Annotated in this window: 10 protein-coding genes and 1 pseudogene; 6 read left to right on the top strand and 5 right to left on the bottom strand. The window is 50.5% G+C overall.

What is annotated here, in order from left to right:
* From entH to ACU8XX_RS17580, 3 genes and pseudogenes are all read left to right on the top strand, one after another.
* Window positions 1-414 (top strand): annotated as a pseudogene (gene entH / locus ACU8XX_RS17590) (proofreading thioesterase EntH).
* A 180-nt stretch (window positions 415-594) separates the two neighbouring features.
* Entirely contained in the window at window positions 595-2,700 is a 2,106-nt protein-coding gene (gene cstA / locus ACU8XX_RS17585) for a pyruvate/proton symporter CstA (RefSeq protein WP_001043156.1), read from the top strand.
* Between the two features lie 182 nt (window positions 2,701-2,882).
* Window positions 2,883-3,080, top strand: coding sequence for a YbdD/YjiX family protein (locus ACU8XX_RS17580; RefSeq protein ID WP_000460431.1), 198 nt, complete (start codon window positions 2,883-2,885; stop codon window positions 3,078-3,080).
* A 9-nt stretch (window positions 3,081-3,089) separates the two neighbouring features.
* Here the strand turns inward: ACU8XX_RS17580 and hcxA are convergent, their stop codons facing one another.
* The gene (hcxA, locus tag ACU8XX_RS17575; protein WP_001120441.1) at window positions 3,090-4,178 is read right to left on the bottom strand and encodes a hydroxycarboxylate dehydrogenase HcxA; all 1,089 of its coding nucleotides are present in this window, start codon (window positions 4,176-4,178) and stop codon (window positions 3,090-3,092) included.
* Window positions 4,179-4,286: 108 nt separating this feature from the next.
* Here hcxA and ybdL point away from each other — a divergent pair, with 108 nt between their 5' ends.
* Window positions 4,287-5,447 (top strand): methionine-oxo-acid transaminase, encoded by a 1,161-nt coding sequence (gene ybdL, locus ACU8XX_RS17570; RefSeq protein ID WP_000183907.1) that lies wholly within the window; start codon window positions 4,287-4,289, stop codon window positions 5,445-5,447.
* On the opposite strand, the gene ACU8XX_RS17565 is transcribed toward ybdL, so the two are convergent.
* From ACU8XX_RS17565 to dsbG, 4 genes are all read right to left on the bottom strand, one after another.
* Entirely contained in the window at window positions 5,448-6,077 is a 630-nt protein-coding gene (locus ACU8XX_RS17565) for an IbrB-like domain-containing protein (RefSeq protein ID WP_000502945.1), read from the bottom strand.
* Window positions 6,050-7,270 carry a phosphoadenosine phosphosulfate reductase gene (locus ACU8XX_RS17560; RefSeq protein ID WP_000029825.1) on the bottom strand — a complete coding sequence of 407 codons (1,221 nt, stop codon included), beginning with the start codon at window positions 7,268-7,270 and terminating at the stop codon, window positions 6,050-6,052. Before ACU8XX_RS17560 ends, ACU8XX_RS17565 begins: the two co-directional genes overlap by 28 nt.
* A gap of 146 nt (window positions 7,271-7,416) precedes the next feature.
* On the bottom strand, window positions 7,417-8,319 hold the full coding sequence (gene citR, locus ACU8XX_RS17555) for a DNA-binding transcriptional repressor CitR (RefSeq protein WP_000002474.1): 903 nt from the start codon (window positions 8,317-8,319) through the stop codon (window positions 7,417-7,419).
* A 208-nt stretch (window positions 8,320-8,527) separates the two neighbouring features.
* Window positions 8,528-9,274: a thiol:disulfide interchange protein DsbG gene (gene dsbG / locus ACU8XX_RS17550; protein WP_112034097.1), complete on the bottom strand. Its 747-nt coding sequence runs from the start codon at window positions 9,272-9,274 to the stop codon at window positions 8,528-8,530.
* A gap of 371 nt (window positions 9,275-9,645) precedes the next feature.
* On the opposite strand from dsbG, the gene ahpC reads away from it, so the two are divergent.
* Both ahpC and ahpF read left to right on the top strand, forming a co-directional pair.
* Window positions 9,646-10,209 carry an alkyl hydroperoxide reductase subunit C gene (gene ahpC, locus ACU8XX_RS17545; RefSeq protein ID WP_000052796.1) on the top strand — a complete coding sequence of 188 codons (564 nt, stop codon included), beginning with the start codon at window positions 9,646-9,648 and terminating at the stop codon, window positions 10,207-10,209.
* 244 nt (window positions 10,210-10,453) lie between these two features.
* Window positions 10,454-12,019 (top strand): alkyl hydroperoxide reductase subunit F, encoded by a 1,566-nt coding sequence (gene ahpF, locus ACU8XX_RS17540; protein ID WP_000887629.1) that lies wholly within the window; start codon window positions 10,454-10,456, stop codon window positions 12,017-12,019.
* Window positions 12,020-12,044 lie beyond the last annotated feature (25 nt).

Raw genomic sequence — 12,044 nt, 5'->3', positions numbered from 1 at the left:
ATGATCTGGAAACGCCATTTAACGCTCGACGAACTGAACGCCACCAGCGATAACACAATGGTGGCGCATCTGGGAATTGTGTATACCCGTCTGGGCGATGATGTGCTGGAAGCCGAAATGCCGGTTGATACCCGTACTCATCAGCCGTTCGGTTTACTACATGGCGGCGCGTCGGCGGCGCTGGCGGAAACGCTGGGATCGATGGCCGGATTTATGATGACCCGCGACGGACAGTGTGTGGTAGGCACAGAACTTAATGCAACACACCATCGCCCGGTGTCTGAGGGAAAGGTACGCGGCGTCTGCCAGCCGCTGCATCTTGGTCGGCAAAATCAGAGCTGAGAAATCGTCGTTTTCGATGAACAGGGGCGGCGTTGCTGCACTTGTCGGCTGGGTACGGCAGTTTTGGGATGAACCCGACAGAATTAGATGAGATTGCAGGAAAACTCGGTTAACGGAGTGATCGAGTTAACATTGTTAAGTTAAATATTGGTTTCAACTCCGATTTACATGGTTGCTGTGTTGTTAAATTGTACAAAGATGTTATAGAAACAAAATGTAACATCTCTATGGACACGCACACGGATAACAACTATGAACAAATCAGGGAAATACCTCGTCTGGACAGTGCTCTCTGTAATGGGAGCATTTGCTCTGGGATACATTGCTTTAAATCGTGGGGAACAGATCAACGCGCTGTGGATTGTGGTGGCGTCGGTCTGTATCTATCTGATCGCTTACCGTTTTTATGGGCTGTATATCGCCAAAAATGTGCTGGCGGTTGACCCGACGCGTATGACGCCAGCGGTGCGCCATAACGACGGGCTGGACTATGTGCCGACGGACAAGAAAGTGCTGTTCGGTCACCATTTTGCGGCCATTGCCGGAGCAGGTCCGCTGGTGGGGCCGGTACTGGCGGCGCAAATGGGCTACCTGCCGGGGATGATCTGGCTGCTCGCTGGGGTGGTTCTCGCCGGTGCGGTGCAGGATTTCATGGTGCTGTTTGTTTCTACGCGCCGTGACGGTCGCTCGCTGGGTGAGCTGGTCAAAGAAGAGATGGGGCCAACCGCCGGGGTGATTGCGCTGGTGGCCTGCTTTATGATCATGGTCATTATCCTTGCAGTGCTGGCGATGATCGTGGTGAAAGCCCTGACTCATAGCCCGTGGGGAACATATACCGTTGCGTTCACCATTCCGCTGGCGCTGTTTATGGGGATCTACCTGCGCTATCTGCGTCCGGGGCGTATTGGCGAAGTGTCGGTCATCGGTCTGGTATTCCTGATTTTCGCCATTATCTCTGGCGGCTGGGTGGCAGAAAGTCCGACCTGGGCACCGTACTTTGACTTTACCGGCGTGCAGTTGACCTGGATGCTGGTGGGTTACGGTTTTGTGGCGGCGGTGCTGCCGGTGTGGTTACTGCTGGCCCCGCGTGACTACCTCTCTACCTTCCTGAAAATCGGGACTATCGTCGGTCTGGCGGTAGGCATTTTGATTATGCGCCCGACGCTGACCATGCCTGCGCTGACCAAATTTGTCGATGGCACTGGCCCGGTATGGACCGGTAACCTGTTCCCGTTCCTGTTTATCACCATCGCCTGTGGCGCGGTGTCTGGCTTCCATGCGCTGATCTCTTCTGGGACCACGCCGAAGATGCTGGCGAACGAAGGGCAGGCGTGCTTTATCGGCTACGGTGGGATGTTAATGGAATCCTTCGTGGCGATTATGGCGCTGGTTTCCGCCTGTATCATCGATCCGGGCGTGTATTTTGCCATGAACAGCCCGATGGCGGTGCTGGCTCCGGCAGGGACGGCGGATGTGGTCGCTTCTGCCGCGCAGGTGGTGAGTAGCTGGGGCTTTAGCATTACACCAGATACGCTAAACCAGATTGCCAGCGAAGTGGGTGAACAGTCGATCATTTCCCGTGCGGGCGGTGCGCCGACGCTGGCGGTGGGGATGGCCTACATTCTGCACGGCGCGCTGGGCGGCATGATGGATGTGGCGTTCTGGTATCACTTCGCCATTTTGTTTGAAGCACTGTTTATTCTGACGGCGGTGGATGCAGGTACGCGTGCTGCGCGCTTTATGTTGCAGGATCTGCTGGGCGTGGTGTCTCCTGGCCTGAAGCGGACCGATTCACTGCCTGCTAACCTGCTGGCAACAGCGCTGTGCGTACTGGCGTGGGGCTACTTCCTCCATCAGGGCGTGGTCGATCCGCTGGGCGGCATTAACACTCTGTGGCCGCTGTTTGGTATTGCCAACCAGATGCTGGCAGGGATGGCGCTGATGCTCTGTGCCGTGGTGTTGTTCAAGATGAAACGTCAACGTTACGCCTGGGTGGCGCTGGTACCAACGGCCTGGCTGCTGATTTGTACCCTGACCGCAGGCTGGCAGAAAGCGTTTAGCCCGGATGCGAAAGTCGGCTTCCTGGCCATTGCTAATAAGTTCCAGGCAATGATCGACAGCGGCAATATTCCGTCGCAGTATACTGAGTCACAGCTGGCGCAACTGGTGTTCAACAACCGTCTGGATGCCGGGTTAACCATCTTCTTTATGGTGGTCGTGGTGGTTCTGGCACTGTTCTCGATTAAGACGGCACTTGCGGCATTGAAAGATCCGAAGCCAACGGCGAAAGAAACGCCGTATGAACCAATGCCGGAAAATGTCGAGGAGATCGTGGCGCAGGCAAAAGGCGCACACTAAAGTCAGAGTGAGGGGGGGATGTTGGCGAATGTTGGCTTAGTGCCCAGGGTTCCCTCTCACCCTAACCCTCTCCCCGGTGGGGCGAGGGGACTGACCGAGCGCGTTGATAGCATTTGTAGGCCGGATAAGGCGTTCACGCCGCATCCGGCACTCTTTCAGCAACATGGTTAGCGGAGGCCAAGATGTTTGATTCACTGGCAAAAGCCGGAAAATATTTAGGTCAGGCGGCGAAGCTGATGATTGGTATGCCTGATTACGACAACTATGTCGAACATATGCGGGTTAACCATCCCGATCAAACGCCGATGACCTACGAAGAGTTTTTCCGTGAGCGGCAGGACGCGCGCTACGGTGGAAAAGGCGGCGCGCGCTGCTGCTAAATTTGTACGTCAGGCTTTAAACGATTCCACTTTTTTGAACGCTGCACGCAACGTATCTGGTGTCAGCGTGACTGGCAGGTAATGAATGGACTCCACCGGACGCAGGGTGTGGGCAATCACTTTGTCGATCTCCGCCTGATTATTGATATCCACTTCCAGCTCCGCCAGTGTAGTCGGCAGATGAAAACGCTGATACGCTCCAGTTAATTGCGCCAGCACATCATCCTGACCCAGCAAGGCGCTTTGCACCAGAATTCCGTAGGCGACTTTGGTGCCGTGGAGAAACTTCTCGGTTTGCGGCAGCACGGTCAGACCGTTATGCACGGCATGAGCTGCCGCCACACGCGTAAAACGATCGCCCAGACCACCAACCATCCCACCACCAGCAATAATAGCATCCACCACATCGCAAAATGATTGCGTTAACTGTTGATTTTGCTGATCGCTCAGCGCCTGTTCGCTACTGTTTAACAAGACGTCGCGAATGGCTTGCGCATTATTGATCCCCAGTCGCACGGTTAGCGGCAACGTTTCTGGTTGCGGAGCCAGCACCACCGCTTCATACCATTTCGCCAGCGTGTCACCGATCCCCGCCAGCAGATATTGTTGCGGTGCATTGAGGATAATCTCCGGTTCCACCAGCACCATAAAATTGGCGTCGTCGAAAATCTCATAATGCAGCGCCTGTCCGGCATCATTATACCAGACGGAGAGCGGTGTCCAGGCGGCGCAGGTGGCGGCGATCGTCGGAACGGCAACAAACGGCAGACCGAGACGGCGGGCGAGGGCTTTCGCGGTGTCGAGCAGTGCACCGCCACCGACGCCAATCACCACGCTGCGGTCGTCACCGGACTCAGCCGCCAGTTGTTGTACATCGCTTTCGCTGCAATGACCGCGAAACAAAATATGCTTTGCCCCTGGCAGTCCAAACGCTGGCGGAAGTTTGGTTTGCGCCGCAGCAATGGCGCGTTTGCCGTAGATCCACACCGCGCGAGAAAGTTGTTCATCAGTGAAAAAATCGTGCAGGTGATTGAAACTTCCTGGATGTGAAAAGTAGTTAGCCGGGCCGACGACCACGCGGATAGGATTGTGAGGCATGTTGTGTTGTCCTTATTGTTTTATTTAGACATCTAAACGTCTTGATTGCCAAATACTAGCATCGTGTTATAGTGCCTTCAACACGCAACTTCGTCAGGTACAATAAAAATGACAAATAACCCTCTGATTCCACAAAGCAAACTTCCACAACTTGGCACCACTATTTTCACCCAGATGAGCGCGCTGGCGCAGCAACACCAGGCGATTAACCTGTCGCAAGGCTTTCCTGATTTTGATGGTCCGCGCTATTTACAGGAGCGGCTGGCGCACCACGTTGCACAGGGGGCAAACCAATACGCGCCCATGACCGGCGTGCAGGCCTTGCGCGAGGCGATTGCTCAGAAAACGGAACGTTTGTATGGCTATCAACCAGATGCCGATAGCGATATCACCGTAACGGCAGGGGCGACGGAAGCGTTATACGCGGCGATTACCGCACTGGTGCGCAATGGCGATGAAGTGATTTGTTTTGATCCCAGCTATGACAGTTACGCCCCCGCCATCGCGCTTTCTGGGGGAATAGTGAAGCGTATGGCACTGCAACCACCGCATTTTCGCGTTGACTGGCAGGAATTTGCCGCATTATTAAGCGAGCGCACCAGACTGGTGATCCTCAACACTCCGCATAACCCCAGTGCAACTGTCTGGCAGCAGGCTGATTTCGCCGCTTTGTGGCAGGCGATCGCCGGGCACGAGATTTTTGTCATTAGCGATGAAGTCTACGAGCACATCAACTTTTCACAACAGGGCCATGCCAGTGTGCTGGCGCATCCGCAGCTGCGTGAGCGGGCAGTGGCGGTTTCTTCATTTGGCAAGACCTATCATATGACCGGCTGGAAAGTGGGTTATTGTGTTGCGCCAGCGCCCATCAGCGCCGAAATTCGCAAGGTACATCAGTATCTGACCTTTTCGGTGAATACCCCGGCACAGCTGGCGCTTGCTGATATGCTACGTGCAGAACCTGAGCATTATCTTGCGTTACCGGACTTTTATCGCCAGAAGCGCGATATTCTGGTGAATGCTTTAAATGAAAGCCGGCTGGAGATTTTACCGTGTGAAGGTACATACTTTTTGCTGGTGGATTACAGCGCGGTTTCTACCCTGGATGATGTTGAGTTTTGCCAGTGGCTGACGCAGGAGCACGGCGTAGCGGCGATTCCGCTGTCGGTGTTTTGCGCCGATCCCTTCCCACATAAACTGATTCGTCTCTGTTTTGCCAAGAAGGAATCGACGTTGCTGGCAGCAGCTGAACGCCTGCGCCAGCTTTAGCTATTTAACCGTCCAGGCGCGGGAATATTGACGGTCGGCAAACAACTCTTGCAGGCCGTTAATTTGCTTCAGGCGCAGCACTTCGTCGCTGTCCATTCCCAGCTCTTTGCCAATTTTATTATCGTCCCATCCCAACTGGCTAAGTTCACGGACGATTTCCGACATGGCGGTGATTTGATGGCGTCCACGAGCGCGATTATGACGAATAGTCGCGGCGATGCGTTGATTACGCGTACCTTCCAGACAGGTCACCGGCAAATAACCTTTTAAGCGTAATTTTAATGATGATGAGCCTTTACCAATTTCATGGCGGTGAAAACCATCCACGATTTCCATGGCATTTTTATCCGTATGTGTGACCACAATGGGTTGGGTAAAACCATCTATTTCAATGGATTTTTGCAGCAGTTTTTTTTCGGGTGGTGCCACGTTGTTTGGGTTGTAATCATTAGGCATAAGTTGGCTGTTTTTAACCCACAGAACGCAATCCACTGGCTCTTCACGAAAGGGGCTAACCTGATGGATCGCCATGCGGATTTCATTAATCGCTTTGATGCGATCATCTTCCGGCAAGCTGGCGAGAAATTGCGTTAAATCCTGCGTTAATCGTTGTTGCATAGTATCCCCCATTCCTGACGTTTTCCTTTTATCCGTTCGTTATAACGCTGATAGTTCTTCGATTTTGTGGGGCTAAATGATAATGCCCGACACCAGTAATCGTTATTGAGTAAAACTTTGCATATCCGCCGCCAGGAGGGGATATCTTTCGCGCCAATGTCCCCTTGCTGGGTTTGTGGAACCTCGATGCCTTTTTTCTGATACCAGTGCAAATAAATGGCGATTTTATTGCGGTAATGCTCAGCTGTTTTTTCCGGCATGCTATTGAGCAGCAATAATGCATATTCTTGCCAGTCTAAATGTTCTGGCTTGAGGATTTTCCGATGCCCATAGAAATGATTGTCATGTCCGGCGTAAATGCCGCCACTTTTTACCCCGCTGACTCGTGCGCACATAGCAGCCCAGCGATCCGGTTCGATAACGTGATAGAGCCATAATCCTTGTCGTTGCTCCGGGCCAAAAGGTTCGCAAATTCGCATATGACGCAGAGGAACGCCTGCCTGATACATTAGGTTATACAGTGGGTTGCAGAGACTTTGATGATTTGCATACCAGGTCCAGATATCAGCCACTTTCCAGTCGTAAATGGGGTAAATGTACCAGCTATGACCGCCTGGTGCGGCCGTAGTCCAGGGTTTATCGTCGGCAAAACGTTGTTTATTTAAACTGGCGATGGCGACAAAACGGTTGTAGGACTCATCCGCACGGATGCCGATCATCATCGCCGCCGGACGTTTTTGTGAAAACCATTCGGCAAACTCACGTACAAATTGTTCGAAGGTCATGCCTGGCTGGTAAAAGGAGAAAAAGTCAGGGTCGGTTATCGCATCTTGGGGAGGTTGACGTACCCATTCGACATCAGGTTCCCAGCACTGCCATTCGGGTTGGTATTGTGAAAGGGAATTTTGCGTCGTAAGCGGGAGCGCAACCCAGTAAAACTCTTCGATGACATCGGTGTACAACTCGCGCAGGGACTGAACATAGTTAATGGTGCAAGAGAATTGCGCCTCCCAGTCGATAAACAAAACGCAGATTTTTTTGCCCATTTGTCGGGCAAGTTCGGCTGTCAGATGCAGCATTAAACCAGAGTCTTTGCCGCCAGAAAATGAGACACAAACGCGGGGTAGGGTGTTGAGTGTCCAGGTAATACGCTCTCGTGCAGCTTCCAGAATATTGAGCGGAAGAGGAATTTTATAAATAGACATCTGAAGACGCTCTCTGAACGTTACAGGGTGATCAGTGAGATAAGTCTGTTAATTATAAAGTAAACACTGTAAAGCAGAGTGTTTTATTTTTCATTCGCGCTGTGAATAAATAGATGAAAGTTATAGTAGCTGTCTGTAGTTATATATCAAAAACTCTCATTTAGACGGTCAATAAATCGGGAGAACACCAAATTATTTAAAGAAGATTTATTATAGGAAATGTAAAGCTTTATTGAAGGTAACGGATGTTCTAGTTTTATCTCTTTTAAGTTAAGAAAGTCACGGTAGGAATTATAAAGTTCATAGGGGACTATTCCCAGTAAATCTGTAACTGCAATGCTATTAATGATTGTCAGCAAAGAGGAACCACGAAATGAGATTTTGCGATTCATAAATCTCTCGTCTATTTCCATTTGAATATCATCAACCCCTGCTGATTTAGATATTAATTGGGTGAACTCTTCTGCCATAATTTGTTCATAAGTGCTATTGTCAGTAATTCGTGGATGCCTATTACTACAAATTAGAGTATTGCGAATCGTATGCAATGGCATGCAAATGACGGAACGGCTGATCACTGGCATTTGGGTGATCACCAGATCGGCTTTGCGGTGAACCAACAGTTCTTCAGCATTCTCTGCTGACATGAGGATATCATGGCACTCAATCTCGACAGAGGAATCTTGCCGTAGGCAGCGGATCAGCATACTATTATTAGAGCAAGAAATGAGCTGAGGGCCGTAGATAATAAAGTTTTTCTTTAGTTCGGACTTATTGACTATATTAATTGTTTGTTCAAGGCCTCTGAGATTTTTCTCAAGATGGTGATGCAGATTTAACCCTGTTGTCGTCGGCGCGATACCTTTTCCTGAGCGAATGAATAAAGGGTCATTAAATTGCGCACGTAAGCGTTGTAACGACTGGCTCACGGCTGATGGGGTGATATATAGTGATTCAGCAGCTTTGCTAATGCTTAAATGCTGGTAAATACACTCAAATATGACAAGAAGATTTAAGTCGAACTTTTTCAAGTCGTAGAGATTGGCCATACACTACTCCGGTTATATTTTTCTTCCATGATATATTCACTTAATCAATGTTTTTTGCGTATATATTTTTATTGATTATGTTTTTTTGCTTAACTCAGGATTAAGTTTTTCTAAAATAGCACAGCCACTTAGGGCAGAGCGAGCAATTCATGCTTTTTTAGGATGGTTGAAAAGCAGGGATATAGTTCAACCATCCATGAATTACCTTTTATTTATTCCCCATAATGATATTAAGCGTTTTCTGATCGGGCAACCCCACGGCCTGTTGTAGCGTATTTTCCTTACTCATGTAATAGATAGCCGGCGTGACATTTGCCCCCAGATCGTCCATCAGTTTCTCATTGTCACTTAACACTTTCATTTGCTCTGTACTTACGTTTGCAGGCACGTTTAGCTTAAGCTTGCCACCAGAGGCTTCATATTGTTGCCAGGTTTTTGCGGGATCTTTGGAGGCAAGAATTGCCGCTGCTGTCGCCGGGCTTTCTGGCTTGATAACCCCAACCAACAATGTTCTTAATTGCACTTTGCCAGAATCTACCCACGGGCGCGCCTGCTGCCAGAACTGTTTACAATATGGGCAGAACGGATCGGCGAAGACGTAGACAATGACCGGCGCATCTTTTTTACCGTCGAGGAGCCAGTGGGATTGTTCCATCCGTTGCCATATTTCGCGTCCGGCTGGTGCGTAAATTTCTTTTTCGATAAGTGTGTTACTCAGGTTTTCACCTTTCTCGTTGTACATGTAACCAGAGATAGCGTGCTTACCATCTGGAGTCAGGTAGATGGTGACGCCCATATCCTGATACTTTCCGAGATAACCTTTCATTCCTCCGGGGGCATCGAATGTTTTGATGATTGTAATGCCCTGTTTTTCAATCGCTTTTACTGGAGCAGGAAGTTCCTCTGCGAAGGTGATTGCAGGAAGCAGAGCCAGTAAAAGTATCTTTTTTAACATTAATTTGTCCTTTTCAGTCAGTGCAAAAGTCGAGTAAAAGGCATAACCTATCACTGTCATAGGTAAGAGCTTAGATCAGGTGATTGCCCTTTGTTTATGAGGGTGTTGTAATCCATGTCGTTGTTGCATTTGTAAGGGCAACACCTCAGCCTGCAGGCAGGCACTGAAGATACCAAAGGGTAGTTCAGATTACACGGTCACCTGGAAAGGGGGCCATTTTACTTTTTATCGCCGCTGGCGGTGCAAAGTTCACAAAGTTGTCTTACGAAGGTTGTAAGGTAAAACTTATCGATTTGATAATGGAAACGCATTAGCCGAATCGGCAAAAATTGGTTACCTTACATCTCATCGAAAACACGGAGGAAGTATAGATGTCCTTGATTAACACCAAAATTAAACCTTTTAAAAACCAGGCATTCAAAAACGGCGAATTCATCGAAATCACCGAAAAAGATACCGAAGGCCGCTGGAGCGTCTTCTTCTTCTACCCGGCTGACTTTACTTTCGTATGCCCGACCGAACTGGGTGACGTTGCTGACCACTACGAAGAACTGCAGAAACTGGGCGTAGACGTATACGCAGTATCTACCGATACTCACTTCACCCACAAAGCATGGCACAGCAGCTCTGAAACCATCGCTAAAATCAAATATGCGATGATCGGCGACCCGACTGGCGCCCTGACCCGTAACTTCGACAACATGCGTGAAGATGAAGGTCTGGCTGACCGTGCGACCTTCGTTGTTGACCCGCAGGGTATCATCCAGGCAATCGAAGTTACCGCTGAAGGCATTGGCCGTGACGCGTCTGACCTGCTGCGTAAAATCAAAGCAGCACAGTACGTAGCTTCTCACCCAGGTGAAGTTTGCCCGGCTAAATGGAAAGAAGGTGAAGCAACTCTGGCTCCGTCTCTGGACCTGGTTGGTAAAATCTAAATTTCCTTCGTCTTTCACGCCATAGCGGCGTTGGCGTCGCCCGCTCACCCCGGTCACTTACTTGTGTAAGCTCCCGGGGATTCACAGGCTAGCCGCCTTGCTCTGACGCGAAATACTTCGGAAATTCACCTAATTCTTCGGGTGCTGCGGCACCCGATTTTCTTCCCCGCACCATGATGCAAGCTGCATCCAGGTAGCCGCAGAGGCCGCTTGCATGATGATGTTTAAAGCCCAGGAGATAAACATGCTCGACACAAATATGAAAACTCAACTCAAGGCTTACCTTGAGAAATTGACCAAGCCTGTTGAGTTAATTGCCACGCTGGATGACAGCGCTAAATCGGCAGAAATCAAGGAACTGTTGGCTGAAATCGCAGAACTGTCAGACAAAGTCACCTTTAAAGAAGATAACAGCTTGCCGGTGCGTAAGCCGTCTTTCCTGATCACCAACCCAGGTTCCAACCAGGGGCCACGTTTTGCAGGCTCCCCGCTGGGCCACGAGTTCACCTCGCTGGTACTGGCGTTGCTGTGGACCGGTGGTCATCCGTCGAAAGAAGCGCAGTCTCTGCTGGAGCAGATTCGCCATATTGACGGTGATTTTGAATTCGAAACCTATTACTCGCTCTCTTGCCACAACTGCCCGGACGTGGTGCAGGCGCTGAACCTGATGAGCGTACTGAACCCGCGCATCAAGCACACTGCAATTGACGGCGGCACCTTCCAGAACGAAATCACCGATCGCAACGTGATGGGCGTTCCGGCAGTGTTCGTAAACGGGAAAGAGTTTGGTCAGGGCCGCATGACGTTGACTGAAATCGTTGCCAAAATTGATACTGGCGCGGAAAAACGTGCGGCAGAAGAGCTGAACAAGCGTGATGCTTATGACGTATTAATCGTCGGTTCCGGCCCGGCGGGTGCAGCGGCAGCAATTTACTCCGCACGTAAAGGCATCCGTACCGGTCTGATGGGCGAACGTTTTGGTGGTCAGATCCTCGATACCGTTGATATCGAAAACTACATTTCTGTACCGAAGACTGAAGGGCAGAAGCTGGCAGGCGCACTGAAAGTTCACGTTGATGAATACGACGTTGATGTGATCGACAGCCAGAGCGCCAGCAAACTGATCCCAGCAGCAGTTGAAGGTGGTCTGCATCAGATTGAAACAGCTTCTGGCGCGGTACTGAAAGCACGCAGCATTATCGTGGCGACCGGTGCAAAATGGCGCAACATGAACGTTCCGGGCGAAGATCAGTATCGCACCAAAGGCGTGACCTACTGCCCGCACTGCGACGGCCCGCTGTTTAAAGGTAAACGCGTAGCGGTTATCGGCGGCGGTAACTCCGGCGTGGAAGCGGCAATTGACCTGGCGGGTATCGTTGAGCACGTAACGCTGCTGGAATTTGCGCCAGAAATGAAAGCCGACCAGGTTCTGCAGGACAAACTGCGCAGCCTGAAAAACGTCGACATTATTCTGAATGCGCAAACCACGGAAGTGAAAGGCGACGGCAGCAAAGTCGTTGGTCTGGAATATCGAGATCGTGTCAGCGGCGATATTCACAACATCGAACTGGCCGGTATTTTCGTCCAGATTGGTCTGCTGCCGAACACCAACTGGCTCGAAGGCGCAGTCGAACGTAACCGCATGGGCGAGATTATCATTGATGCGAAATGCGAAACCAACGTGAAAGGCGTGTTCGCAGCGGGTGACTGTACGACGGTTCCGTACAAGCAGATCATCATCGCCACTGGCGAAGGTGCCAAAGCCTCTCTGAGTGCTTTTGACTACCTGATTCGCACCAAAACTGCATAAGAAGAAGTAAGATTCACCTGCAATT

Source organism: Escherichia sp. MAL-1 (assembly GCF_052948035.1).
Note: the sequence above shows the minus strand (reverse complement) of the source record. Positions and strands in the feature narration are given on the sequence as shown.

What these genes read in the sequence shown, in the direction of transcription:
- ACU8XX_RS17565 (WP_000502945.1), bottom strand. Translation starts at nt 6,077, where the DNA reads ATGGGGGATACTATGCAACAACGATTAACGCAGGATTTAACGCAATTT.
- ahpF (WP_000887629.1), top strand. Translation starts at nt 10,454, where the DNA reads ATGCTCGACACAAATATGAAAACTCAACTCAAGGCTTACCTTGAGAAA.
- ybdL (WP_000183907.1), top strand. Translation starts at nt 4,287, where the DNA reads ATGACAAATAACCCTCTGATTCCACAAAGCAAACTTCCACAACTTGGC.
- ACU8XX_RS17580 (WP_000460431.1), top strand. Translation starts at nt 2,883, where the DNA reads ATGTTTGATTCACTGGCAAAAGCCGGAAAATATTTAGGTCAGGCGGCG.
- hcxA (WP_001120441.1), bottom strand. Translation starts at nt 4,178, where the DNA reads ATGCCTCACAATCCTATCCGCGTGGTCGTCGGCCCGGCTAACTACTTT.
- ACU8XX_RS17560 (WP_000029825.1), bottom strand. Translation starts at nt 7,270, where the DNA reads ATGTCTATTTATAAAATTCCTCTTCCGCTCAATATTCTGGAAGCTGCA.
- ahpC (WP_000052796.1), top strand. Translation starts at nt 9,646, where the DNA reads ATGTCCTTGATTAACACCAAAATTAAACCTTTTAAAAACCAGGCATTC.
- cstA (WP_001043156.1), top strand. Translation starts at nt 595, where the DNA reads ATGAACAAATCAGGGAAATACCTCGTCTGGACAGTGCTCTCTGTAATG.
- dsbG (WP_112034097.1), bottom strand. Translation starts at nt 9,274, where the DNA reads ATGTTAAAAAAGATACTTTTACTGGCTCTGCTTCCTGCAATCACCTTC.
- citR (WP_000002474.1), bottom strand. Translation starts at nt 8,319, where the DNA reads ATGGCCAATCTCTACGACTTGAAAAAGTTCGACTTAAATCTTCTTGTC.